The following is a 24085-nucleotide window of genomic DNA, read 5'->3' as shown; positions in this document are numbered from 1 at the left end:
ATCATCGGCTGTACGGGGGAGACGGGATGGAGGAGCGCCATGAACGGTTCTGCCGTCCCACCGAACCCGCCGGCCGGGGATCGCACACCGCCCGCGGGCGGCCCGGCGATGACCCGTGACGAGTTCGACGCGCTCTTCGAGCGACTGCGCCGCGACCGCCTCCCCGGCCTCCCCGGACGGACGCAGCGCGTGGTGGCGGCCGGTCTGGTGCGCACCGGCGAGGTCGTCGCCATGGGCCGGCCGTGGGACAGTGTGCCGGGGCCCGACAACCGCACGCCCGCGCTGCACCTGATGACCGAACTGGCGGACGTCACGCCCGCGGAACCGACAGTGCACAAGGACTTCCTCGCCTCCGACTTCCACGGCAAGTCACAGACGCACCTGGACGCGCTCTGCCACATCGCGTACCGGGGGCTGCTCTTCGCGGGCGTACCGGCGCGCGAGGCCGTCTCATCCCGGGGCGCCTGCTACGGCGCGGTGACCGACCTACTGCCGGGGCTGGTGGGACGAGGGGTGCTGCTGGACGTGGCCCGGCTGCGCGGCCGGGCCTGGCTGGAGCCGGGCGAGGCGGTCGAGGGCCCGGAGCTGCTCGCCTGCGCCGAGCAGCAGGGCAGCCCGCTGCTGCCCGGCGACATCCTGCTGCTCCGCACGGGCCATCTCGCCCGGCGGCGCAGCCTGGGGGCATGGGATGCGGACGGCCTCAGCGCGGGACTCCACCCCGGTGCGATGCACGTCCTGCACGAGTCGCAGGCCTCGGCGCTGGGCGGCGACGGCGACAGTGACGTGCGTCCGAGTCCCGTCCCGGGTGTGCACTCACCGGTCCATGTGCTGGCCGTCACCGCCATGGGGCTGCCGCTGATCGACAACATGGACCTGGAGGCGCTGGCCGAGACCTGCGCCCGCACCGGCCGCTGGGAGTTCCTCTTCCTCGCCGCGCCCCTGAACATCCCCCACGGCACCGGCTCACCGGTCAATCCGCTCGCCCTGTTCTGACCGGGCCCCGGGCGGCCCCGGCCGGCGGTTGCCGCGGCCGGGGCCGCCCGGGGATCCGGGGTCCGGGGCTCGTCGGTCCGCTCAGCTGCTGCCGTTGACCACGGCGTTCTGGACCGCGCCGACGGAGAGCTGGTGCTTGGCGAGGATGCCGTCGTAGGTGCCGTTCCGGACGAGCGTGTTCATCGCCTTCGTCAGGACGTCCCGCAGCTTGCTGTCGCTCTTGCGGACGGCTATCCCGTAGGGCCGGGGCTGGAACTGGGCACCGGCGACCTCCAGGGTCTGCCCGCCGTCGGCGCTCTGGGCGCTGTACTGCGCCTTCGGGTAGTCGGTGAGGTAGACGTCCGCGTCATCGCCGGTCAGGGCGCTCAGCGCCTTCTCGTCGGCGTCCGTCTCCGTGACCTTCAGCGGCTTGCCGAGGCGCGCGCACGCGCCCTGCTGGCTGAGTGCGAAGTCGTCGTGGATGGTGCCCTTCTTCACCACGAGCGTCCGGCCGCACAGGTCGTCCAGCTTGGTGATCTTCTTGGGGTTCCCCTTGTGGACCACCATCCCGAAGCCCGCCATGAAGTAGTCGACGAAGTCGACGCCGTCATTGACCTGCTTGTTGTCCTTGTCGACGCCCTGCTCGCGCTCCCGGGTGTCGGTGATGCCCGACATCGCGACGTCGTACTTCTTGCCCAGCAGCCCGGGGAGCACGTTCGAGAAGGGGCCGACGTCCTGGAACTCGAGCTTGACGCCGAGCACCTTCTCGAGGGCGCCGGCGAGATCGGGGTCGAGGCCGGTCGGCTGTCCGTCCGGACTCTTGGAGATCACCGGGGCGGCGGTGAGCGACGCGCCCACCTGGATCGCCCCGGCCTTCCGGATCGCCTCGGGCAGCTGGTCGTGCAGTGAGGCACTGCCGCTGCCGCCGCTGCCCGAGCTGCAGGCGCTCAGCAGGACGGCGCCGGTGACGACAGCGGCGATGGCACCGCAGCAGCGGTTGGTGAAGGCGGTCATCTTCGAAAACTCCCGGGTGGTCGACGCATGTGCCGCAGGTTCGGGACATGGTGGACACAGGTCGCGTCGACCGCACCCCACCGGCCCCGTTCCGGTGAAAACGGCACCCCGCGCCGGCACGGCCAGGCCGGAACCTGGCGGCGTCCCGAGGCGGAGCCGGTCAGACTATAGACGAGCCCGGTCACACGTTCGTCCAGCGGAGGTCGCGACCAGGTGTCGGCACCGCTCCGGCACCGCCGTCACCTCCGCCGCAGGTGGCACCCGCCACAAGGCCCCGGCCCCGCGCGGCCGGGGCTGCGCGGGGCCGGGTGCCGGACGGCCGGGGCCTACGCCTGGCGCGACCAGACGGCGGTCGGGCGGTCGTCCCGGAGCACGTCGTCGGTGTGGTCACCGCCGTGGGCGACGGTGATGACCCGGTACTGGTCCTGGTGGAAGACCCAGTACCAGTGCAGACCGCCGGCGTTCTGCCGGCCCGGGACGGGGTGGAAGGCGTCGACCCGGGTGACCCCCTCCAGCGACTGCCAGGCGGTGAGCTTGCGGTCGTCCCGCCGCAGCCTGTCGGGGTGGGCCTGCCCGGAGCGACCGATGGAGATCACCCGGTGCCGCTGGCCCACCGCCGTGGTGTGGAACATCCAGTACCAGTACGTGCCGTCACTGCCGGGCTGCCCGTCGGGGAACGGCAGGAAGGCGTCCACGTGGGTGACCGGGCTACTGCCCCCGAACGACGCCCACCTGCTCAACGGCTGGTCCTCGCCTGCCGTTTGAGGGGTGTACGGGTCGGTGTCCGCGATCGTGACGTACCGGTAGACCTGCTGCCCGCCCACCGTGTGGAAGACCCAGTAGCTGCTCTTCCCGTTCACCCGCTGCTCGTCGGGCACGGGCAGGATGGTGTCGAGCTGGGTGACGCCCCTGAGGGCGGGCCAGGTCGGGTACGGGCCGACGTTCTTGACGACCAGTGCGGTGCGATCGCCGACGTCGCCGGTGGTGAGCTGCCTGATCTCGGTGCCGCCGGTGCCGATCACCCGGATGGCGCCCTGCTGGAAGGTCCAGGCGCGGCCCTCGACGTCCGGCAGCGGGATGACGGCGTCCATCGGCAGGTTCTGCGGCCGGGGCGGCTTCGGCGTGACGTCCGGCTTGGTCTCGGTGACCGCGCCGGTGAGCCGGCCCTGGGCGAGCAGGCGCAGGGTGCTGATGGACGGGGTGAAGGCGTAGAGCGCACCCCGGGTGCGGACGAACGGCCTGAAGTCCAGTGTGGTGGTCTGCCGTTCGCCCGAGGGGGCCGTGCCCTCGTAGCTGACCCGGCCGTCGTTGACGGTGGCCAGCTGGCCGCTGACCATCGGGTCGGGGCCGGGCTTGTTCTTGCGGCCCGGCGGGAAGTCCGGGTCGTTGATCCAGTTGACCTGGATGAACTCGAACTGGCCCACCAGGTCGACCTGGTAGCAGACGAACGTCAGACCGCGGGCGGCGTCGGGGCCGTTGCCCGGAAGGTCGCTGGTCGGGTCGAAGGCCTGCCCGTACGGGGCGCCGCGCCGCATGATCCGGCGGGCGTCGATGAACTTCTCGTCCACCAGCGTCCCCTCGGCCACCAGCCCGGCACGCGGGTTGGTCTTGCGCAGGTGGGAGAAGAGCGGGGTGGTGAGGCCGTCCGGGTCGTCCGTCCCGTGCAGGAAGTCGAAGTCGTTGTCCGTGGCGGCGCCCGGGTCGTCGGGCTGCCTGTCGGGGTGCTTGCAGACCGGCGCGCCGTTGCGCCAGCGGCCCACCAGGCGGGCGGCGAACCAGTCCCTCCCGGTGTCCTCCGGTACGGCCTTGAGGTCCTTCAGCCGCCTGAGCTGGGCGTCCACCTGCGCCCACCAGCCCGCGACGTCCTGCTCCAGCCGGCGCACCACCTGGAAGGAACCGTTGTGCATCCAGGACGGGATGGTGGCCGTGGCCGCGGTGCCCTTGTCGTGCCCCGCGGCGAGCGGCTTGCCGACCACGAACTCGCCGGCCGGGATGAGCCGGGTGCCGGGGTGCTCCTTGGCGAAGCCCGTGCGGTTGGGATCCTCCTCGTCGAAGCCCGCCACGGCGGGCTCGCTGACCCCGTCCTTGAAGCCGAAGTGCTCCTTGCCCCGCTTGGCACCCGGCAGGGCCACGCCCTCCTGTTCGAAGACGATCATCGCGCCGGCCTGGCCGGCGGCCAGGCGCTGCTCGTCCAGGGCGGCATTGAGTCCGTCCTGGGTGTCGGAGGCGACGGTGAGCACCGCGTGCACGGCGGGGTGGTTGGTGTCGCCGAACACCCAGAACCTGGGAGCGCTGTCGTCGGTGTCACCGAGGGCCTCCACCCGGCCGGGGTCGGCGGGACCCTGGATGAACGCCTCCAGAGTGTCGCCGGGCTTGGCCTCGGCATGCAGCAGGTCCGGCTGCCCGGTGAGGAACTGCAGGCCCCGGTAGGTGAAGCTGAGGCCCAGCCAGGTGGCCTTGAGGGTCGCCGGGTCGTCACCGCCGGAGGACTTGCGCGCCTTGCTGAACTCCTGGTTGAAGGCGGCGACCTGCTGAGTGGTGGCGATCTTGGGGGTGATCCGCTCCAGCCAGCTCCGGGCCGCCGTGGCGTTGCCGAACTGGAGGAGCAGCAGTCTGACGTAGTCCTTCTTGAAGCCGGCGATGATGTCGCCCTGGATCTCGGTGTCCTGACGCAGGCTCATATCGTCCATCGATTGGTCCGTTCGTTGACTCCGCCGGGTTGGGCAGACCCGGGTGGCACCGCGCGGCCGCCGGCCGCGACCAGGCCACCCGGGGAGTCGGGTAGGGGCTCAGGCGTTGGGGTTGAGCTGGACCCACTTGGCCTCGCTGGGCACACCGGCGTCGTTGAGCAGGAAGAGCATGTAGAAGCCGGGAGGGGCGTCCTTGGCCGAGGCCGGGGTCTGCAGGACGAGCTGGTTGCCCGCGCGGCCGGCGATCCTCAGTTCCAGGCGGCGCTGGCTGGTGTCCACCGAGTGCGTGGAGGTGATCGGGGCGACCAGCACTGCACGGGTGGCCCGGGTCGGGGTGTTGGTGTTGACCCGGAACGTCGCGTTGTAGTTCAGCGGGTCGGTCGGCGCGGTCCGCAGGTCGGGCCGGTCGCCCTGGTGCAGGTACGGGGGTTCGTAGATCTCGATGGTGCCGTTCAGGCCCGACTTGATGTCCGGGTTGTTGGCGATCTGCTGGAGTTCGTCACCAGTGATCATGATCCGGCCGTCCGGCAGGATGACGGCGTTGGAGTGGTAGCCGCGTGGCAGGCGCTGGACCGGGCCGAGGGTCCACCTGCCGCCGGCGTCCCGCAGTTCGGTCTGGCGGTACTTCGGGTCGGCGTTGGGGTTGTACGGGCCGGTGCCGTAGTCGCGGATGTCGTAGGCGCCGTTGACGGTGAACAGGTTGCCGTTGGGCAGGATGAGCGTGTCGTCCTGGGTGCGGCCGAAGGCCCGCGGAGTGTCCTTGGTCCACTGGCCGCCGGAGAACCGGTAGGTGTTGGGGTCGTTGCGGTTGCCGCCGAGCACCAGCACGGAGTCGGGGCCGCTGGTGCCGTTGGGCAGGGCGACTGCGGAGCCGTAGTTGCGCATGCCCCCGTCCGGGCGGTCGGGCAGTGAGCCGCGGGTCTCGTCGGCGGGGTCGAAGACGAACTGCTGGTCGGCGTCGCGCCCGAAGCCGTACACCTTCCCGTCGTCGAGGGAGAACAGGTGCGGGTAGTCCATCCGGTACGGGGCGTCCGCCTTCCACTGGTCCAGCGCGACGCCGTCGGGTGCCTTCGACCTGTCGAAGAACCCGCCGGTGCCCTTGGCCGGGAAGCGTTCGATGACCGGGGTCGGGGTGCCCCAGCCGAGTTCGGACTGGCCGGACATGATGAGCTGGCGTCCGTCGGCACCGGTGACGGCGGTGGGGTACCAGCGGCCCACGGCCATGTCCTGCTCCTGGTGCCAGGTCTCGGTCCAGGGGTCGAAGACCAGGGCGAGCTTGGCGCCGGTGCCGCCGTTGCCGCCGAGGTTGCCGCCGAAGACGCCGACCATGCCGTTGGGCAGGTAGGAGTGGCCGGCGCAGAAGAAGGGTGCGGGGCGCGGTTCGTCCAGACCGTCGGGCATGTTGACGACGGGCGGCGGGACGGCCGTGAAGGAGTCCAGGCCGGTGCCCTTGGCCGGGTCCCAGAGGTAGGCGCGGCCGGCGTTCTGCTTGCCGATCACGTCGGTGGGGGCGGGTTCCTTCTGCGGATTGTCCTCGACGGCCTCGAAGGAGAAGATCAGGACCTTCCCGGTCGGCAGCAGGGCGATGTGGTCGCCGTACTCCGGGGAGGAGAAGTAGTCGGTGAACTTCCCGAACTGGGCAGGATCGAAGGCCGCGTTGGCCTTCGCCTGGGAGTCCGTCAGTGCCTTGAGGCGCAGGGTGCGGGTGGTCTGCGGGTAGCCGGTCTGGACGGCCCGCAGGCCGATCCGGTCGCGGGCCCTGGCCTCGGCGGCGGGCCGGCCGAGCGCGGCCACCTCTGCGGGCCGCACCTCCGCCTTCACCTGCTCGTCGGTGATGCGCAGCGCGCCGGTGCCCGCGAAGCCGTCCAGCGCGGCGGAGGATGCCGACACGGGCGTGGTCAGGACGGTGGTGGTCGACAGGGCGAGCGTGGCGGCGCCGGCCGCGAGTACCGCTCTCAGTCTGCTGCGGGACATGGAACTCCTCACGAGGTGTCGATCGGGGCCGCGAAGCAGCCACCCGGGAGACGGCAATGCGTGGCCAGTAGAGCACTCTGTGTAGTTGTTCGTACGCAGACACCCCAGGTGTTTCATGATCGATCATCAATACGCCGCCACTTTGCGTGTCGCCCCGACGGGTCATCACGGCCGTGCTGAAATGGCCGGAAATCCCCCCTATCCACGACAGGAGTGACACGTGTTCAGCAAGTCCAGGATCGCGATGGCCGCCGCGGCCACAGCCGCGCTCCTCGCGGCCACCAGCGGCGGCGCTGCGGCGACCACGCGAGCGACCGCCCAGCCGCACGCAGTGACCGGGGACGTCATCGAGGGCGGCGCCGACGGCAAGCCCCACCTGTTGCCCTGCCCGCCCGAGGAGAACGCCTTCGGCGGCGGCTTCAGCGTAACTCCCGGCGCCGGACGCCGACTTGACCGGCAGCCGACCGACGTGCTGGAGAACCACCCCAACGACAACGGCAGCGGCTGGATCGTCGCCGTGCGCAAGTACGACTGCCCTCCGGAGGGCGTCGAAGGCCGTCCCAGGCCGGCGAACCTCACCATCCGCGTCGTGTGCACCGAAGGCGAGAACACCCCCAGCGGCTGACCCCCGGCGCACCGACCGGGCCGTCCGGTCGGACCTCCGTAGCCGGACACCCCCGGCGCCGGGACGCGTCCCGTCCGGCCGGGGCTCCCCGGGTACCCGGCGCGGCCCCGGCTCCACCCCTACCCGCCGTGGGCCGCAGCGCCGGGTGCGGGCGGTGCGGCCGAGGAGGGTGTACCGGGCGAGGGCGGAGACGAAGCCGCTATGTGATCACGGCGCGGCGGTCACGGCTCCGGGGCGCCGCCTCGCCTGCGGCCGCCTCCGGTCATCCGGTGGCCTGAACAGGACCCGTCTCGAACACTCCGCACACCTGCAGCCGGTAGGGGATGAGCATCTGCTGGAAACCGGCCGGCGGATAGATGCCGAGGTAGGCCGAGGCCTGCCGACAGGTCGGGACGACACCCGCGTCATTGGTGCGTATCGCCGCACTCACCGTCCGGCCCGGCCGTACGGTCACCGTGGTCACGGGGAGGTTGTTGCGGGTTGCCGGGCTGCCGATCTGGTGATGGTTGACGTCCAGCACGCTCACTCCGGGGAATCCACGCAGGGCGCAGGCGTGCGTGGAGGTGTTGGTGAAGTTCACGGGGACGAAGATGGATCCCGCGGCGCCTTGTTCCTGGCCGACCGAGAGGCTTAAGCCGGCGGCCTGGCAGGTGGGGGTGGCGGGTGCGGCCTGTGCTGCGGGTGCCGTGCCGACCGCGGCGGCAGTGGCGATGAGCGCGGAGACGGTCAGTGCTGCTCTTCTCGTCCTGGGGAGCATGGCGGAACCTCCGTTGGCCGGGCAGCCGCCGGTGTGGCGCCTGCCACACCTCCAGGTTGCGACCACCCGCGCGTGGGCGCAGTTCGGCTGAGTGGTGGCGGTCACCGGGCCTCCGGGATGAATCCCCTTCGGGACGGCGGCCGTACCGGCGAGAAGGGCCGCGCTGAAGGCGGCGAAGCCGCGCGGCAATTTCATTCCGGTGCCCGTTGGCCTCACGGCCAGAGGCGCTCCCCAAGAGCGGCACCCTCCGGGACGCCGGGGAGGACGTAGGCAACGGCCGAGGCGGTGTGCTCCAGGAAGGGGTTGAGGGCGTCGCGGGCGGCGAGGCGGGTCTGGACGCGGGTGAACTGGGCGGGGTCGCGCATGAAGGCGCAGAAGAGGAGCCCGCGGTCGGCCGGGCCGTCGTCGTAGCTGTAGCCGCGCCGGAGCATCCGGGCGCCGCCGTCGAGGCGGGGACTGGTGAGGCGGACGTGGGCGCTGGCGGGGATCACGTAGGAGCCGTCCGGGTTCTTGGCGTAGATGTCCGGGTCGTCGTGTTCGAGGGTGCCGGTGAGGGGGGATCCGTCGCCGGCACGGCGGCCCATCGCCAGGCTGCGCCGTTCCTCGGGGAGGGCGGCGAAGGCGGCGGTGTCCATGCGGATGCGCCGGTAGACCAGGACGGTGCCGTTCTCGTGCGGTCCCGGCGGACCCCAGACCCACTGCCGCGCGGCCGCGTCATCCGGGTTCGCCGTGCCGTCCTTGAAGCCGAACAGGTTCCGCGGTGTGGTGCCCGGGGCCGTCCGGGGCAGGAAGCCGGACTGCGACCAGCGGAACTCGGCGCCACCGGCGTGGACGGCCGTCCCCACGATCTCGGCGACGACGGCCAACGTCCACTGGTCCGCGGCGCACAGCTGCAGCAGCAGGTCGCCGCCGCCGCGCGCGGGGTCGAGGCGGTCACCGGGGAACGGCGGCAACTCTGCCAGCGCGGTGGGGACGTTGAGGCCCAACCGGGCGGCGAGCCCGGGACCCACGCCGACCAGTGAGGTGAGCCGGGTCGTACCGCCGCTCTCCAGACGCGGGTCGGACGGTGTGTCGGAGGTCGCGGCGAAGAGGGTTCGGGTCAGCGCGGCGAGGACGTTTCGCAGGGTCTCCCGGTCCGCTGCGGCGGAGGTCTGCGGGAGGTCGAAGGCGAGCAGCCGCATCGCAGGTTGCTGAGGAAACGTCACGCCGGCCTGCCGGGCGCCGTGGAAGGGCATCGCGACTGCGGGAGGCGGCGCGTCGGAAGCAGCACCGCGGCTGGACGTGCGCTCGCCACCTGTCAGCTCATCGGCCGCCGCGCCGATCCCGGCGGCGAGCACCGCCCCGGCCGCGAGCAGTGCCCTTCGCCGCCCGAAACCGGTCGCGGCGGATCGGGCCGACTCGTGCGCATTTCCCGGTTCGGTATGCATGCGCGCTATTGGAGACGATAGAACACCTGTCATGCAAATCCTGCCTCCTGATCGCCTGTTGACCCGTGCGAAGCCCCGACCGGCACTGTTCCGGGCGGCGGCGCTGCGGTGCCTGCCGGTGCTGGTCGCCTCGGTCGCGATGGTGACCACCGGGTGTTCCTCGACGGGTTCGAACTCCGACGACGCCAAGCACCCCGCCGGGAACGTGCTGCGGGTGCCGGAGGACTTCTCCACCATCCAGAAGGCCGTGGACGTCGCCCGTGAAGGCGAGACGGTGCTGGTCGGGCCAGGTGTGTACCGCGAGAGTGTGCACGTCACCAAGCCCCGCATCGTGCTGCGCGGGACGGACCGCAACACCGTGGTCCTCGACGGCGGGCTGCGGCTCGTCAACGGCGTCACCGTCACCGGGCCCGGCTCGGTGGCGGAGAACCTCACCGTGCACGGCTACCTTGCCAACGGCGTCCTGTTCACCGGCGTCACCGACGAGCGGTTGCAGCAGCACGGCGCCGGCGGCTCGGCGTACAACCCGCTGGACACCACCCGCTTCCCGCCGGTGCAAGGCTTCCGGGCGACCCGGGTGACGGCCTACGACAACGGCCTGTACGGCATCTACGCCTTCGATGCGCGCGGCGGCGTGATCGAGGACTCTTACACCTCCGGACAGGCGGACTCCGGCATCTACGTCGGCCAGTGCAAGCCCTGCGACACGGTGGTGCGCGGCAACACGGTGGAGCGCAACGCGGTCGGCATCGAGCTGACCAATGCCTCGGACGGGCTGTCGGTGCTGGGCAACCGCGTGGTCGGCAACCGGGTCGGCGTCACGGTGAACTCCAACGACCTGGAGGCGCTCGCCCCGCAGCACGGCGCGGTGATCGCGGGCAACGTCGTCGCCGACAACAACGCCACGCAGACCCCGGAGCAGGCGGACGGTGGCTTCGGCATCGGCATCGGGATCGGCGGCGGTACGGCGAACCAGGTGCTGCGCAACCTCGTCCGGGGCAACAGCGCCGCCGGGGTGATCATCACCGATCCGCCGGGGCATCCGGCGAGCGGCAACCGCGTCGAGGACAACCGCACGGAGGGCAACGGCGCCGACCTGGTCCTGGCCTCGGCCGACACCGGCAACTGCTTCGAAGGCAACCAGCCCGCCGTCCAGAGCCCGGACGGTCTGGAGAACCCGGCAGGGTGCGGCGGCCAGGGCCGCGGCCCGCTGCCCGGTGGCCGGCCGGCCCCGGTCCAGGCGCCGCCCGGGATCCCCTTCAGCCAGGTACCGGCCCCGCCCACCCAGCCGTCACTGCCGGACCCGACGGCCCCCGCCCGCCCGGCCACAGATCTACCGGGGGCCGTCGACCCGAACACCTATCAGCTTCCGACCGACCCCGCCGCCGTACCGCAGCAGCGGAGTTGAGCGCGGCAACACTGCCGAACTCGCCGGCGCCGGCCAACGTGCCGATTCACCAGGACAGTTGAGCAGTGCGAGCCGTCCTCCTGGGAGGCAGTATTGGTGATCCGACGTCAGCCGGCGACCCACGGTGCTTCGGGGAGCTTCGCTTCGCCGTTCCGCCCGGAGAAGTCCACCGTGGTCGGCGTGCCCAGGCCGGCCATCCGCATCGTGACCCTCCGTAGCCTGCTGTCGCCGTCGACCCAGTACGTCAGCGGCGACCGCCCGCCGTCGGAGGCGGCGCCCTGGGCGCGCGGCCCGGCGAACCGGTCGTAGCTCTGGTCGTCGATGCGGTCCCGGCCGAGCCAGCGCGCCCCGGACTGGGCGAGCAGCAGCGGGTTGTCCGGCCGGTCCGCGCCGAGCTGGATCAGCAGCTGGAGCCCGGCGTCCAGCGGATCCGCCGTGTACGAGCGCGGCGACCAGCCCGCCCGGGGGACGTGCTCGGCCTGCTGCCAGGGCGGGTCGGTGTCGCCCTCCGGTGCGGGGGCCAGACCGAGTCCCCCGGTGTCCCAGACGATCAGACCGTGGTCGAGCTGTCCGGCACCGGCCCTGGCGGCCCCAGCCGCCCCGGTGACCTCGTAGCTCCCCACGGCCCGGTGGGTGCGGTAGTCCACGATCCCCTTGACCCGCACCACCACACCTCCCCCCTCGGTGGCGGTGAGGGTCACCGTCACCGGGCTGGCCTGGTACAGGTTCAGCCGCGACACGGCCATTCGTGACGCTTCGTCACCTGTCACGGGCCTCTCCACGGCCTCGTCGGATACGGTCCGGTAGACGGCCAGGCCGCCCGCCGCGGTGCCGCACACCGCGATCGCGACAAGTGCCTTGAGCCAGAACATCCGACGCGGCGTACGGACATCGGTCTTCGTCTTCCGGGCCATGCAGGTGCCTTCTCTCCTCGGTCGGTCACAACACACGGGCGGGTTCCCGGACCGATGGTCCGCGAACCCGCCCGATCCGGCCCTCTCCGACGGCCACATCGCCGTGCGACGACCGTCGGGGAGGGGGAGGGTTACCGCTGCTGGGCCCTGCGCCTGCGGAACAGCACGAGCAGCGCCGTGCCGAGCGCGGTGAGCACCGCGCCGCCGGCCAGAACCACCGGAAGCTCTTGACCCCCACCGGTGTAGGCCAGGTGCGAGCCGGGCGCGGTGCCCGGTGCGGCCGGCGTGGCTGGTGTGGTCGGTTCCGGCGTCGGTGTCGGTGTCGGTGTCGGGATGAGCCGGTTGACTGCCGTCACCGAGACTCCGGCGTCGAGGTTGTCCGAGGTCAACACCAGCGGGCCGAACACCGCGACGTCCGGGGCTTCGTAGCCTGTGGGCGGGCTGATCTCCTGCCAGTAGTACGTCCCTGGTGCGCCGTTGCCCTGGCAGATGCCGTCGGCGCCGGTCGTGCAGGGCTCACCGACGGGCGTGTCCGGCTTTGCACCGGTGCTCTGCAGCCCGTCGGTGCCGTTCGTCTCCTTCCAGAGCTGGAACTTCGCTCCGGCCAGCGCTTTGCCGTCCTGGTCGTGTTTGACGACCCGCAGCGCGCCTTCCTGCTGGCGGAAGCCGAAGTCGTAGGTGTGGTTGTTCTCGCCCGGTCCGCCGGTGGTCAGCGCCCGCTCGGGGAACTTGGCACCGGACGGGACGACGCCCTTGGAGTCGATGAAGCGGTTGTCGCCGACGTCGTGGTCGGTGGGCACCCACTGGTACAGCGGGCCTCCCTTGGCGTAGTCCGCCGGGTTGTCGATCCGGATGGTGTACTTCGTCCTGGGCTTCAGGCCGCCGTCGACGTCGGAGTCGTCGAAGTAGTACTCGCCACGCTCCGTCGTCTTCGTCGTGCCGACGATCTTCCCCGACTCGTCGTACAGGTGGACGGTCGCCCCCGGGACCGGCCGCTGCCCGGGGCTCTGGATGCCCTTGCGCTCGGGGTCGTACCAGACCCGGTTGCCGATCTGCAGCGGTGCCTGGTCGCAGAGCACCTCGAGGTCGCCCATCGAGGCGCCCTTGCCGAAGGGGGCGGTGGTCCCCTTCGGGGTCAGTCGCAGGCCGAACTTCGGGTCCTGCGTGCCGTCCTTGCGCTCGAGGAACGACGTGCCGTACCCGACGGGGGTGTGGTCGGGGTCGAAGGCGGAGACCGCGATGGTGCTCTCGACCTTGGAGAGCGCCATTCCGGCGAACGCCGTGTTGTTGTGACCCACCGCAGCCCAGGCGGTGTTGAAGAACCGGGCACCCCGGGCGGACATCCCACAACCGTTGTTGGTGTCCATCACGTACATGCCGTTCGCCAGGCAGGCCTTGTTGAGGTCACCGCCGGACATGACGTTGAAGACGGAGCCCGGCGCGGGGGCGCCCGGCTCCCGGTCGGCGAATCGGTCGCGAAACGCGAGCAGCATCGAGCCGTCGGTCTCGAAGAGGATCTCGCCCAACTCCGGTTCGGGGTTGGCCATCGTGGCGTTGCCGCACGCCTTGCCGTTCTGCGTGGTCGGGTACGTGCTGGTCCACGGGAACCACCCCGCGCCGCCGCACGGACCCGAGCCGACCGTCGACTGGCGCGGGTAGTCCAGCGGCTGGTCCAGCACCGCCTTCTGGAACGCCCCGGTGGCGAGGTCGAACGGCAGGACCACGGCGCGCACGTCCGTGAGCTTGCCCGTGGACTGGCCGGAGCAGACACCGCCGAGGAACCCGGTCCCGTCCTGGAGACCGAGACCGAACGGCCGCCAATCCCCCTCCGCCGGGCAGCCCGGGTCCGGGATCGCGTAGACGGCCTTCGGCTCCGAGGCCGTCGCCGCGGTGGCGTCGTAGCGGTACAGCTTGCGGTCGTTGAGGTTGACGACGAAGAGGTCCTTGCCGTCGTCGGTGATCTTGATGCCGCCCAGGCTCTCCTTGCCGGGCACGTCGAGGAAGGCGTCGTCCGTCCCCGGCCCGTGCACGGTGCTGCCCGCGTTCGGCACGGTGGTGAAGAGCGTCGTCTTCTTCTGCGCGAGGTCGGTGACGTAGACCGCGCCCGCGCCGCCCGGGCCGTAGTCGGTGCCGCGCTTGGCCACCGCCGAGGAGAAGAGCCGCTTGTCGGCCTTGTTCCAGGCGACGCCGAACAGCGTGCCGGTGTCGGCGTTGGTGGCGAGGTCCGTCGCGGTGATGTTGCCGCCGGGGCCCTCCTGGCCACGCGCGCCGTACGGGAAGGAGACCAGCGTGCGCTTGGCCCCGCCCTCGGTGTTGGCGGGCTGACAGGCCGCCACCAGCGGCGCGTTCTTCTGGCAGTAGTCCCCCGGGTTCCACAGTCCCGTGGTGTACGCCACGTTCTTGCCGCCGGAGAGGTCGACGAACTCCTCGTTGCTGCTCAGCTGGCTCGGCGCGCCGTCCAGCCCCTGGCGCGAGGCGAAGGCCGGGAAGAGCACACCCGGCTTCGGATTGATCACCTGCACCCGGTACTTGCCGCCGGTCGCCTTGCTCGCGGCGGGTGCCAGCGTGACCGTGCCGTCCGCCGCGGTGACGCCCTCGATGCCGGCCCCGGCGTCGTCCGTGAGCGTCACCTTCACGCCCGCGATGCCCGGCTCCAGCGCGGGTGTCCACACCCCGGACGTGTCCACGGCCCGTACCACGCGGACCGTCACCGTTCCATCGCCTGTCTGCGGAAATGCCGACGGGGCCGCCGCCAGCGAGCAAGCACCGATCCCGACGACCAGTGCCACGGCGCCGCCTACCGTGCGGCGACCAAGCACACCCGGTCGGCGCCGGTCCGGGCCGCGTGCGTCACCGGCCGTTCGTTCACTTGTCGTTGTCATCCCTGCTCTCATCGTCCAGTTGGGCCTGCCGCCCGACCTCGTAAGGGAGTTCGCGAGTGGCGGAAAGCCGCCATTATTAACGGGAGCTTAAAGGGGATTCATGCAAGTTCGCAGCAAAATCAGGAACTTTGACGTCGCATCAGACGTTTCTGGAGGCCTCCGCGCTACGGTCCTATCGCCCGCCTCGCGGTGGCGCGACGTGGCTCAATGTGCACTGCGAGTTCGGCAGCCCGATCCATGTGCTCGCACGCGACAGGGTCGGCCGGCGTCAATTCTCCAGGCTCGGATGCGATCGCGGGCCCGTACAGCCGGGAGGCGGAGGACCGGGTCTGCCGCCGTTGCACCGGGACGCCCTCCCTCACAGTGGGGCGAGGATCTCCTGGTGAGCCCCGTCGAGGACGAAGCCGTTGTCCAACCGGACCCGGACCGTCACCCGGCTCCCCCGTTCCCGGTACGCGGCCCACTCCGGCTCCAGCACGGCGATCTCCTCCTCCAGCCGCTTCCGGCTCGCCGCCGGCATGGTGTGCCCGTAGTCCTCGAACAACGCTTTGAGCCGCTGGTACTCACGGACTTCCTCGTTCTCCGGGAGCTCCCCGTCCACCCGCTCGACGGTGCCCTCGATCCCGGCTCCCAGCGACAGGAACCCGACGAAGGCACCGGGCTCCCCGGCGGCTGCCTCGCCGATCCCGAGGTCCTCCGTCAACCTGACGCGTCGGCCTTCCTCCAGGGTCATCCGTCCTCTGCCTCTCGATCGATCGGTGCCACAGGCACAGCCGGCCTGCGGCTCCGGCCATTATCCGCCGCGCGCGTCAGGGTGCCGGGACGTGGGCCGGGCCGGGCGGGCCGGCGTGCTCGGCGTCGCCGATCGTCACAGTCAGCATGCGGGTCCCCGGGCCGGACGCCCCATCGCGGAATCGACGCCTTCCGAACCCTCGACGAGCGGCAGGGGATCGAACTGCACTACGTCGTCCTGCGTCCCGACACCGGGCTCCCGGAGAGATCGCGAAGGAGTGCGGCACTGCGACGGCACCGGCCGGGCGGTGGGGAGCCGTCGGGAACGGGCTGCTCGGGCGGACGCCGTCCGGGTCGCGGCGACCGCGTGGGGAGGGGACGGTCAGACGGTCGGGCGGCCCACCCAGCACCGGATGGGCCGCCCGACGAAGGGGTGTCAGCCGAGTTCGGGGATGACGCTCGTGCCGTACGCGTCGATGGTGGACTCCACCGCGTCGTGCATCGCGTAGACGGCGAACTGGTCGACGCCGAGGGCCCGCAGCTCGGCGAGGCGGGCGAGTTGGGCGGCGGGCGGGCCGATCAGGCAGAAGCGGTCGACGATCTCGTCCGGGACGAAGGCGGTGTCGGGGTTCCCGGCGCGGCCGTGGTGGGCGTAGTCGTAGCCGTGGCGGTTCTTGATGTAGTCGGTGAGGGCGTCCGGGACCAGGCCGGAGTGCTCGCCGTAACGGGCGACCAGGTCGGCGACGTGGTTGCCGACCATGCCGCCGAACCAACGGCACTGCTCACGGGCGTGGGCGAGCGCGGCGGGCGAGTCGTCCTCGGTGACGTAGGCGGGGGCGGCGACGCAGATGGTGATCGAGGCGGGGTCGCGGCCGGCCCCGGCAGCGGCGTCCCGGACGGCCTTGACCATCCACTCGGTGAGGAAGGGGTCGGCGAGCTGAAGGATGAAGCCGTCCGCCTGACGTCCGGTCAGGGCCAGTGCCTTGGGGCCGTACGCGCCCATCCAGACGGGGAGTTCGGCCCCGGGCCCGACCCACGGCAGGCGGATCGCGGTGCCGTCCACCTCGGCTTCGCGGCCCTCGGCGAGTTCCTTGATGGCGTGCATGGCCTGCGAGAGCCGCTCCAGGGTGGCGGGCCGGCGGCCTGCCACCCGCTGTGCGGAGTCGCCGCGGCCGATGCCGCAGACGGTGCGGTTGCCGTACATGTCGTTGAGGGTGGCGAACAGGGAGGCGGTGACCTCCCAGCTGCGGGTGGCGGGGTTGGTGACCATCGGACCGACGATCAGTCGGCTGGTCTCGGCGAGGATCCGGCTGTAGATGACGAAGGGCTCCTGCCAGAGCACCACCGAGTCGAAGGTCCAGCCGTGGGTGAAGCCCGCCGCCTCGGCCCGCTTCATCCGCTCGATGAGCAGCTGCGCGGGCGGGTCGGTTTGGAGCACGAGTCCGATGTCCACTGGTCTCCTTAGGCGAGGTACTGACAGGTGGCGCGCGGCTGGTACCGCCCGTGCCCGGCCCGGCCGAGGTAGGCGTCGTCCTCGATCACGACGGTGCCCCGGGAGAGCACGGTGCGGACCTTGCCGGTGATCTCTTTCCCCTCGTACGCGGAGTAGTCGACGTTCATGTGGTGGGTGGCGGCGGAGAGGGTCTGGCGGGCCGCGGGGTCGTAGAGGACGACGTCGGCGTCGGCGCCGGGGACGATGGTGCCCTTGCGCGGGTAGAGCCCGAACATCCGGGCGGGGGCGGCACAGGCGATCTCGATCCAGCGGCGGCGGGAGATCCGGCCCTCCACCACGGCCTGGTGCAGCAGGTCCATCCGGTTCTCCACTCCCGGCAGACCGTTGGGGATCTTGGAGAAGTCGCCGCGGCCGAGTTCCTTCTGGCCCGCGAAGCAGAACGGGCAGTGGTCGGTGGAGACCACCTGGAGGTCACCGGTCCGCAGCGCCCGCCACAGCGCGTCCTGGTGCTCGCGCGGGCGCAGCGGGGTGGAGCAGACGTACTTGGCGCCCTCGAAGCCGGGTTCGGCCAGGTTGTCGGTGGACAGGAAGAGGTACTGCGGGCAGGTCTCGCCGAACACGTCGAGGCCCTGGCGGCGGGCGGCGGCGAGTTCGTCGACGGCCGAGGCGGCGGAGACGTGCACCACGTAGAGCGGGGCGCCGGCCACCTGGGCCAGCTTGACGGCGCGGTGGGTGGCCTCGGCCTCCAGGAGCTCGCGGCGGACCTCACCGTGGTGGCGCGGGTCGGTCCTGCCCGCCGCGAGGGCCTGCTCGACCAGCACGTCGATGGCGATGCCGTTCTCGGCGTGCATCATGATCAGGCCGCCGTTGTCGGCGCCGCGCTGCATGGCGCGCAGGATCTTGCCGTCGTCGCTGTAGAACACGCCGGGGTAGGCCATGAAGAGCTTGAACGAGGTCACGCCCTCGGCGACCAGCAGGTCCATCTCCTTGAGGCTGTGCTCGGTGACATCGGCGAGGATCATGTGGAAGCCGTAGTCGATCGCGCAGTTGCCCTGGGCCTTCTCGTGCCAGGCGTCCAGGCCCTCGCGCAGCGAGGAGCCGACCGACTGGACGGCGAAGTCCACGATGGTGGTGGTGCCGCCCCAGGCGGCGGCCCGGGTGCCGGTCTCGAAGGTGTCGGAGGCGGAGGTGCCGCCGAACGGCAGTTCCATGTGGGTGTGGGCGTCCACACCGCCGGGGATGACGTACAGCCCGCGGGCGTCGAGCACCTTCTCGGCCGTCCAGCTCTCGGCGGCGGCGCTGCCGTAGGCGGCCAGCGCGACCACCTTCTCGCCCTCGATCAGCACGTCGGCGTGCATCTCCTCGGCGGCGGTGACCACCAGGCCGCCGCGGATCACGGTGCGGTTCACGTCCGCTCCTCTCAGGCCTGGGCGAGCGGGCCGTAGGCGTCCGGGCGCCGGTCACGGTAGAACGCCCACTGCTGGCGGACCTGATCGATCAGACCCAGGTCGAGGTCGCGGACCACGAGTTCCTCGTCCTTGTCGGAGGCGGTCTCGCCGACGAACTGGCCGCGCGGGTCTACGAAGTAGGAGGTGCCGTAGAAGTCGTTGTCCCCGTACTCCTCCACGCCGACCCGGTTGATCGCCGCGACGTAGTACTCGTTGGCGACGGCGGCGGCGGGCTGTTCCAGCTGCCAGAGGTAGGCGGACAGGCTCCGACTGGTCGCGGAGGGGTTGTAGACGATCTCGGCGCCGCCGAGGCCGAGCGCCCGCCAACCCTCGGGGAAGTGCCGGTCGTAGCAGATGTAGACGCCGACCTTGCCGACGGCGGTCTCGAAGACCGGCCAGCCGAGGTTGCCGGGCTTGAAGTAGTACTTCTCCCAGAAGCCCTTGACCTGCGGGATGTGGTGCTTGCGGTACTTGCCGAGGTAGGAGCCGTCGGCGTCGATCACGGCGGCGGTGTTGTAGTAGAAGCCGGCCTGCTCGACCTCGTACACCGGGACGACGATCACCATCCCCAGCTCGCGGGCGAGCTCCCGCATCCGCCGTACGGTCGGGCCGTCGGGGACGGCCTCGGCCCAGCGGTAGTGCTCCGGCTCCTGCACCTGGCAGAAGTACGGGGCGTTGAAGACCTCCTGGAAACCGATGATCTGGGCGCCCTGTGCGGCCGCCTCCCGGGCGGCCCGCTCGGCGGCCGCGACCATCGTCTCCGAGTCACCCGTCCAGGCGGCCTGGAAGAGGGCTGCTCGAACGACTCGGCTCATCAGTCCACTCCTTCGACGAAGGTGCTCTAGACCGTTGAGACTAGGAGCTTCCCGGCGCCAGGTGTAGTGCCACGCTGTAACGCCGGGAAGCCTCTTTCATTCCGTCGCGGAACCCGGTGCTCTCAGCCCTCCAGCCAAGCCGCCCGGCGCAGCACGGCCGGCTCGCCGAGGACCTCGTCCAGCACCTTGCGGGCGTGCTGGAAGTGCGGGGTGGCGAAGTGCTCCTGGAGTGCCTCCTCGTCCTTCCATTCCTCCAGGATCACCATCCGCTCGGGGCGGTTCGGGTCGACCAGCACCTGGTAGCGGAGGCAACCGGGCTCGTCCAGGGAGGGCTCGATCATGCCTTCCAGCATGGTGCGCAGGCGGTCCTCCCGGCCGGGTGCCGCGTTCAGCTCGGCGATCAGGATCATTTGGTGCTCTCCTTCGGGTGGACGGGGCCGGTGCCGGCCCCGGTGTGATCAAGGGTAGTTGCGATTTCCGACAGGTCGTCAGCCGTCAGGCGCAGGGCGGCCGCCGAGACCCAGTCGTCCAGCTGTCCGGGGCGGCGTGCGCCGACGATGGCGCCGGTGACGCCGGGCCAGGCCAGTGTCCAGGCGATGGCGACGGCGGGGACGGTGCTGCCGTGCCGCCGCGCGATCGGGCGCAGCGCCTCGACCAGGGCGAGGTTGCGGTCCAGGTGGGTGGTGAAGTCGGGGTGGGTGCGCCGCCAGTCGGCTGCCTCCAGGGCGGCGACGCGCTCGGCGGAGAAGGCACCGGTGAGCAGTCCGGAGTCGGCCGCCCAGCGCAGTTCGGCCGCCGCGTCCCGGCTGAGCAGGGAGAACTGCGGCTGGATCGAGTCGACGTGGGCGAGCTTCTCGGCGACATCGCGCGGCGGCACATGGTCGCGGCGGGCGCTGGCGGCGCTGATCACCGACTTCGGCGCGCTGGAGGCGGACCGCCGGGAGCTGGCCCGGCTGGTCTTCCTGGACGAGGCGGCCCGCGAGCTGTACGAGGATTGGGAGGGCAAGGCCGGGGACGTGGTCGCCTACCTGCGCCTGGACCCCGGCCGCCACCCCGGCGATGCGGGCCTGTCCGCGCTGATCGGCGAGCTGAGCATCGGCAGCCGGGACTTCGCCCGGCTCTGGGCGGGGCAGGAGGCCAGGGACAAGACCCGTGGTGGATACGTGTTCCGGCACCCCGCGGTCGGCCGCCTCGAACTGACGTACGAGACACTGCGGCTGCCCGACGACCCCGACCAGGCACTGATCGCCTACACCGTGGAGCCGGACAGCCCGAGCCGGGCCGCCCTGCTCCTGTTGGCCGGCTACACCCAGCGCTTTGCCCGGGAGGATCGCCAGCAGGCAAGATAGCGATGTGACCCTCCTGGACCTGATGCCGAGCCCTGCCACCCCCGATGCCCTGTACGAGACCTTCGTCGAGTGGGCGCAGGAGCGGGGCATCACCCTCTATCCGGCCCAGGAGGAGGCCCTGATCGAGCTGGTCTCCGGGAACAACGTGATCCTGGCGACCCCGACCGGCTCGGGCAAGAGCCTGGTCGCGGCGGGCGCGCACTTCGCCGCGCTGGCCGAGGGCAAGCGCACCTTCTACACCGCGCCGATCAAGGCACTGGTGTCGGAGAAGTTCTTCGACCTGGTGAAGATGTTCGGCACCGAGCAAGTCGGCATGATGACCGGCGACGCCAGCGTCAACCCGACCGCGCCGATCATCTGCTGCACCGCCGAGGTGCTGGCGCAGATCGCGCTGCGCGACGGCGAGCGGGCCGACATCGGCCAGGTCGTGATGGACGAGTTCCACTTCTACGCCGAGCCGGACCGCGGCTGGGCCTGGCAGGTCCCGATCCTGGAGCTCCCGCAGGCGCAGTTCCTGCTGATCTCCGCGACCCTCGGCGACGTGCGCCGCTTCGAGGAGGACCTGACCCGCCGCACCGGCCGCGCGACCGCGGTGGTGCGCTCCACCACCCGCCCGGTACCGCTGTTCTACGAGTACCGCCGCACCACCCTGCACGACACCCTGGAGGAACTGCTGAAGACCGGTCAGGCACCGGTCTACGTGGTGCACTTCACGCAGAAGGAGGCGGTCGAGCGGGCGCAGTCGCTGATGAGCATCAACATGTGCTCCAAGGCGGAGAAGGACGCCATCGCCGCGCTGATCGGCAACTTCCGCTTCACCACCAAGTTCGGCCGCAATCTGTCCCGTTACGTCCGGCACGGCATCGGCGTGCACCACGCGGGCATGCTGCCCAAGTACCGCCGCCTGGTCGAACGGCTCGCCCAGGCAGGCCTGTTGAAGGTCATCTGCGGTACCGACACCCTCGGCGTCGGCGTCAACGTACCGATCCGCACCGTGTTGTTCACCGCGCTGTCCAAGTACGACGGCCAGCGGGTCCGGGTGCTGCGCGCCCGGGAGTTCCACCAGATCGCCGGCCGGGCCGGCCGGGCCGGCTTCGACACCGTCGGCCAGGTCGTCGCCCAGGCGCCCGAGCACGAGGTGGAGAACGAGAAGCTGCTCGCCAAGGCCGGCGACGACCCCAAGAAGCGCCGCAAGGTGGTGCGCAAGAAGGCGCCGGAAGGCTTCGTCGGCTGGAGTGAGCAGACCTTCGAGCGCCTGATCGCCGCCGACCCGGAGCCGCTGGTCTCCCGGTTCAAGGTCAGCCACGCCATGCTGCTCTCGGTGATCGGCCGTCCGGGCAACGCCTTCGAGGCGATGCGCAAGCTGCTCACCGACAACCACGAGGACCGCGCGGCGCAGCGCCGGCACATCCGCAGCGCCGTCGCCATCTTCCGATCGCTGCTGGAGGGCGGCGTGGTCGAGCGGCTGGCGGAGCCGGACCCGGAGGGCCGGATCGTCCGCCTCACGCTGGACCTGCAGGAGAACTTCGCGCTCAACCAGCCGCTCTCCACCTTCGCCCTGGCCGCCTTCGAACTCCTCGACCCCGCCTCGCCGTCGTACGCGATGGACGTGGTCTCGGTGGTGGAGGCGACCCTCGACGACCCGCGCCAGATCCTCGCCTCGCAGGAGAACAAGGCGCGCGGCGAGGCCGTCGCCGAGATGAAGCGCGACGGCATCGAGTACGAGGAGCGGATGGAGCGGCTGCAGGAGATCACCTACCCCAAGCCGCTGGAGGAGTTGCTCGGCCACGCCTACGACGTGTACCGCCGGGCGCACCCGTGGATCGGCGACCACCCGCTGCAGCCCAAGTCGGTGATCCGCGACCTGTTCGAGCGCGCGATGACCTTCTCCGACTACGTCGGCTTCTACGAACTCGCCCGTACCGAGGGCATCGTGCTGCGCTACCTGGCCGGGGCCTACAAGGCGCTGGAGCAGACCGTCCCCGACGACCTCAAGACCGACGACCTCAAGGACGTCATCGCCTGGCTCGGCGAGCTGGTCCGCCAGGTCGACTCCAGCCTGCTGGACGAGTGGGAGCAGCTGGCCAACCCGACCACGCCGGAGGCCGCCGAAGTCAGGCTGGACGAGAAGCCGGCCCCGGTCACCGCCAACGCCCGCGCCTTCCGGGTGCTGGTGCGCAACGAGATGTTCCGCCGGGTGGAGCTCTGCGCGCTGGAGCGCTACGACGAACTCGGCGAGCTGGACGGCGAGTACGGCTGGAACGCGGACCGCTGGGCGGACGCGATGGACGGGTACTGGGAGGAGTACGACGACCTCGGTACCGGTCCGGACGCCCGCGGGCCCAAGATGCTCCTGATCGAGGAGGACGAGGACGAGGGCGCCTGGCGGGTCCGGCAGATCTTCGACGACCCGAACGGGGACCACGACTGGGGCATCAGCGCCGAGGTCGACCTGTACGGCTCGGACGAGGAGGGCCGGGCGGTGCTGCGGGTCACCGCGGTGGACCGCCTGGGCGGCTGAACCACGCGGCCGGTCGCGCGAGACGCCGCGCGACCGGCCGTACGGTGCGGGCCCGCGTCAGCTGCACCGGCCCGGCCGCGTCCTCCCGTCCGCACGGGGCTCACATCCACAGGAAGGTCGAGCCGGCCGTGAAGGAGACGGCCCGGGTGGCCCGGTCGAGGGCCGGGTCCGGGGTGGCGCTGCCGCTGGTGCGGAGATCGGCGTAGCGGGAGCTGGTGATGGTCAGGTAGTGGCCGACCACCTCGACCTGGCTGTCCGTCAGCGGCTTGGGGGCGGCAGGGCTGCTCGACGGGCTCGCGGTGGGCTGCTGACTCTGTGACGGCGCCGTCGACGGCTGCCCGCCCGGGCCCGGCGACTGGCCGGCCGCCGAGGAGCTGGGCGAGGGCGAAGGGGACGGCGTGGGCGGGGGGCCGTCCGCGGTCTCCGGGGTGAGGAAGGTGATCGCGTCCGGGGTGTCCTTCAACGCGTTCAGCGCCTTGCGGGCGGACGCCTCATCGGCGAACCGCAGCACCGTCAGACTGGTGACCACCGACGGGTCCGCCTCGTTGAGGCCGACCGCGAGGAAACTCTGGCAGCCCGTGTCGCGGAGCACGTCGTGGGTGCGGTCCTGGAGCGTCTCGGCGCAGTCATCGCCCTCCCGGTCGGCGATCCGGCGGGCCTTGTAACCGTCCTGCTCGACCACCCGCTGGGGCGGGAAGTAGTGGTCCGCGGTGAAGGCCTCGGCCTCCGTCAGCGGCTCGCCGGACGCCGCACCGCCGACCGGGAGCGTCTTGCCGACGTCGGAACTCGTCCGGCCGAGGCCGGGTATCAGGTCACCCTTGCTGGAACTCGTGGCGATCCAGCCCGCCCCCGTGGCGGCCACCACCACCAGCGCGCACCACACCAGTACGGGACGGCGCCCTGCGCCCCGATGGGTGTGGACGGGCTTGCCCTCCTGCTGGCCTACCGGATGCGGATCGCGCTCCCCCTGCGTGGTCATGGCGGAGATTCTAAGCAGACGGACCCTCAATCGGCGGATTCACCCGTCAAACTACACCAACCGTCCCCGACCCCGCCGACCTGCCCTCTTCGTCAGGGATCGAAGAACCACGGCATTGTGACAAC

The 24085-nt window shown here is 71.2% G+C and carries 19 protein-coding genes; 5 read left to right on the top strand and 14 right to left on the bottom strand.

Going from position 1 to position 24085, the window contains the following annotated elements:
* Nucleotides 1–39 precede the first annotated feature (39 nt).
* Nucleotides 40–993: a cyclase family protein gene (locus ACZ5ON_RS27200; RefSeq protein WP_465598024.1), complete on the top strand. Its 954-nt coding sequence runs from the start codon at nucleotides 40–42 to the stop codon at nucleotides 991–993.
* 81 nt (nucleotides 994–1074) lie between these two features.
* Here ACZ5ON_RS27200 and ACZ5ON_RS27195 read toward each other — a convergent pair whose 3' ends face one another.
* The 3 genes from ACZ5ON_RS27195 to ACZ5ON_RS27185 all read right to left on the bottom strand — a co-directional run bounded on the left by ACZ5ON_RS27195 (nucleotide 1075) and on the right by ACZ5ON_RS27185 (nucleotide 6650).
* The gene (locus ACZ5ON_RS27195) at nucleotides 1075–1986 is read right to left on the bottom strand and encodes an ABC transporter substrate-binding protein (protein WP_465598021.1); all 912 of its coding nucleotides are present in this window, start codon (nucleotides 1984–1986) and stop codon (nucleotides 1075–1077) included.
* A 326-nt stretch (nucleotides 1987–2312) separates the two neighbouring features.
* The gene (locus ACZ5ON_RS27190) at nucleotides 2313–4667 is read right to left on the bottom strand and encodes a Dyp-type peroxidase (RefSeq protein WP_465598018.1); all 2355 of its coding nucleotides are present in this window, start codon (nucleotides 4665–4667) and stop codon (nucleotides 2313–2315) included.
* Between the two features lie 108 nt (nucleotides 4668–4775).
* Nucleotides 4776–6650, bottom strand: coding sequence for a galactose oxidase-like domain-containing protein (locus tag ACZ5ON_RS27185; protein ID WP_465598015.1), 1875 nt, complete (start codon nucleotides 6648–6650; stop codon nucleotides 4776–4778).
* Nucleotides 6651–6870: 220 nt separating this feature from the next.
* Here ACZ5ON_RS27185 and ACZ5ON_RS27180 point away from each other — a divergent pair, with 220 nt between their 5' ends.
* Nucleotides 6871–7275, top strand: coding sequence for a hypothetical protein (locus ACZ5ON_RS27180; protein WP_465598012.1), 405 nt, complete (start codon nucleotides 6871–6873; stop codon nucleotides 7273–7275).
* A gap of 262 nt (nucleotides 7276–7537) precedes the next feature.
* On the opposite strand, the gene ACZ5ON_RS27175 is transcribed toward ACZ5ON_RS27180, so the two are convergent.
* Nucleotides 7538–8032 (bottom strand): DUF4232 domain-containing protein, encoded by a 495-nt coding sequence (locus ACZ5ON_RS27175; protein ID WP_465598009.1) that lies wholly within the window; start codon nucleotides 8030–8032, stop codon nucleotides 7538–7540.
* Between the two features lie 212 nt (nucleotides 8033–8244).
* A complete protein-coding gene (locus ACZ5ON_RS27170; RefSeq protein WP_465598006.1) occupies nucleotides 8245–9459 on the bottom strand; it encodes a Dyp-type peroxidase in 1215 nt (404 codons plus the stop codon).
* A gap of 58 nt (nucleotides 9460–9517) precedes the next feature.
* Here ACZ5ON_RS27170 and ACZ5ON_RS27165 point away from each other — a divergent pair, with 58 nt between their 5' ends.
* Entirely contained in the window at nucleotides 9518–10867 is a 1350-nt protein-coding gene (locus ACZ5ON_RS27165; protein ID WP_465598003.1) for a right-handed parallel beta-helix repeat-containing protein, read from the top strand.
* 107 nt (nucleotides 10868–10974) lie between these two features.
* Here ACZ5ON_RS27165 and ACZ5ON_RS27160 read toward each other — a convergent pair whose 3' ends face one another.
* The 8 genes from ACZ5ON_RS27160 to ACZ5ON_RS27125 all read right to left on the bottom strand — a co-directional run bounded on the left by ACZ5ON_RS27160 (nucleotide 10975) and on the right by ACZ5ON_RS27125 (nucleotide 20117).
* A complete protein-coding gene (locus tag ACZ5ON_RS27160) occupies nucleotides 10975–11781 on the bottom strand; it encodes a hypothetical protein (RefSeq protein WP_465598000.1) in 807 nt (268 codons plus the stop codon).
* A 131-nt stretch (nucleotides 11782–11912) separates the two neighbouring features.
* Nucleotides 11913–14492, bottom strand: a complete 2580-nt coding sequence (locus ACZ5ON_RS27155; protein WP_465597997.1) for an SdrD B-like domain-containing protein — start codon at nucleotides 14490–14492, stop codon at nucleotides 11913–11915.
* A gap of 529 nt (nucleotides 14493–15021) precedes the next feature.
* On the bottom strand, nucleotides 15022–15396 hold the full coding sequence (locus ACZ5ON_RS27150) for a hypothetical protein (RefSeq protein ID WP_465597994.1): 375 nt from the start codon (nucleotides 15394–15396) through the stop codon (nucleotides 15022–15024).
* Between the two features lie 435 nt (nucleotides 15397–15831).
* Nucleotides 15832–16848, bottom strand: coding sequence for a TIGR03842 family LLM class F420-dependent oxidoreductase (locus tag ACZ5ON_RS27145; protein ID WP_465597991.1), 1017 nt, complete (start codon nucleotides 16846–16848; stop codon nucleotides 15832–15834).
* Nucleotides 16849–16856: 8 nt separating this feature from the next.
* On the bottom strand, nucleotides 16857–18257 hold the full coding sequence (hydA, locus tag ACZ5ON_RS27140; RefSeq protein ID WP_465597988.1) for a dihydropyrimidinase: 1401 nt from the start codon (nucleotides 18255–18257) through the stop codon (nucleotides 16857–16859).
* Between the two features lie 11 nt (nucleotides 18258–18268).
* A complete protein-coding gene (locus ACZ5ON_RS27135; protein ID WP_465597985.1) occupies nucleotides 18269–19111 on the bottom strand; it encodes a nitrilase-related carbon-nitrogen hydrolase in 843 nt (280 codons plus the stop codon).
* A 122-nt stretch (nucleotides 19112–19233) separates the two neighbouring features.
* Nucleotides 19234–19521 (bottom strand): putative quinol monooxygenase, encoded by a 288-nt coding sequence (locus ACZ5ON_RS27130; RefSeq protein WP_465597982.1) that lies wholly within the window; start codon nucleotides 19519–19521, stop codon nucleotides 19234–19236.
* Complete coding sequence (locus ACZ5ON_RS27125) at nucleotides 19518–20117, bottom strand: aldo/keto reductase (protein ID WP_465597979.1); 600 nt, start codon at nucleotides 20115–20117, stop codon at nucleotides 19518–19520. The genes ACZ5ON_RS27130 and ACZ5ON_RS27125 overlap by 4 nt, the downstream gene beginning before the upstream one ends.
* On the opposite strand from ACZ5ON_RS27125, the gene ACZ5ON_RS27120 reads away from it, so the two are divergent.
* Together ACZ5ON_RS27120 and ACZ5ON_RS27115 are read left to right on the top strand one after the other, a co-directional pair.
* A complete protein-coding gene (locus ACZ5ON_RS27120; protein ID WP_465598094.1) occupies nucleotides 20005–20460 on the top strand; it encodes an MmyB family transcriptional regulator in 456 nt (151 codons plus the stop codon). The two genes, ACZ5ON_RS27125 and ACZ5ON_RS27120, sit on opposite strands and share 113 nt — an antisense overlap.
* 22 nt (nucleotides 20461–20482) lie before the next feature.
* Nucleotides 20483–22981, top strand: coding sequence for a DEAD/DEAH box helicase (locus tag ACZ5ON_RS27115; RefSeq protein WP_465598091.1), 2499 nt, complete (start codon nucleotides 20483–20485; stop codon nucleotides 22979–22981).
* Between the two features lie 100 nt (nucleotides 22982–23081).
* On the opposite strand, the gene ACZ5ON_RS27110 is transcribed toward ACZ5ON_RS27115, so the two are convergent.
* Complete coding sequence (locus tag ACZ5ON_RS27110; protein WP_465597976.1) at nucleotides 23082–23960, bottom strand: hypothetical protein; 879 nt, start codon at nucleotides 23958–23960, stop codon at nucleotides 23082–23084.
* Nucleotides 23961–24085 lie beyond the last annotated feature (125 nt).

The organism is Kitasatospora sp. NPDC032150, assembly GCF_055579945.1.
The sequence above is the reverse complement of the archived record's forward strand: the minus strand, read 5'-3'. Positions and strand labels throughout refer to the sequence as shown.

Bases quoted from the DNA above. Each gene is read 5' to 3' on its own strand.
- ACZ5ON_RS27200 (WP_465598024.1), top strand. From the start codon at position 40: ATGAACGGTTCTGCCGTCCCACCGAACCCGCCGGCCGGGGATCGCACA.
- ACZ5ON_RS27195 (WP_465598021.1), bottom strand. From the start codon at position 1,986: ATGACCGCCTTCACCAACCGCTGCTGCGGTGCCATCGCCGCTGTCGTC.
- ACZ5ON_RS27190 (WP_465598018.1), bottom strand. From the start codon at position 4,667: ATGAGCCTGCGTCAGGACACCGAGATCCAGGGCGACATCATCGCCGGC.
- ACZ5ON_RS27185 (WP_465598015.1), bottom strand. From the start codon at position 6,650: ATGTCCCGCAGCAGACTGAGAGCGGTACTCGCGGCCGGCGCCGCCACG.
- ACZ5ON_RS27175 (WP_465598009.1), bottom strand. From the start codon at position 8,032: ATGCTCCCCAGGACGAGAAGAGCAGCACTGACCGTCTCCGCGCTCATC.
- ACZ5ON_RS27170 (WP_465598006.1), bottom strand. From the start codon at position 9,459: ATGCATACCGAACCGGGAAATGCGCACGAGTCGGCCCGATCCGCCGCG.
- ACZ5ON_RS27160 (WP_465598000.1), bottom strand. From the start codon at position 11,781: ATGGCCCGGAAGACGAAGACCGATGTCCGTACGCCGCGTCGGATGTTC.
- ACZ5ON_RS27150 (WP_465597994.1), bottom strand. From the start codon at position 15,396: ATGACCCTGGAGGAAGGCCGACGCGTCAGGTTGACGGAGGACCTCGGG.
- ACZ5ON_RS27135 (WP_465597985.1), bottom strand. From the start codon at position 19,111: ATGAGCCGAGTCGTTCGAGCAGCCCTCTTCCAGGCCGCCTGGACGGGT.
- ACZ5ON_RS27130 (WP_465597982.1), bottom strand. From the start codon at position 19,521: ATGATCCTGATCGCCGAGCTGAACGCGGCACCCGGCCGGGAGGACCGC.
- ACZ5ON_RS27115 (WP_465598091.1), top strand. From the start codon at position 20,483: ATGCCGAGCCCTGCCACCCCCGATGCCCTGTACGAGACCTTCGTCGAG.
- ACZ5ON_RS27110 (WP_465597976.1), bottom strand. From the start codon at position 23,960: ATGACCACGCAGGGGGAGCGCGATCCGCATCCGGTAGGCCAGCAGGAG.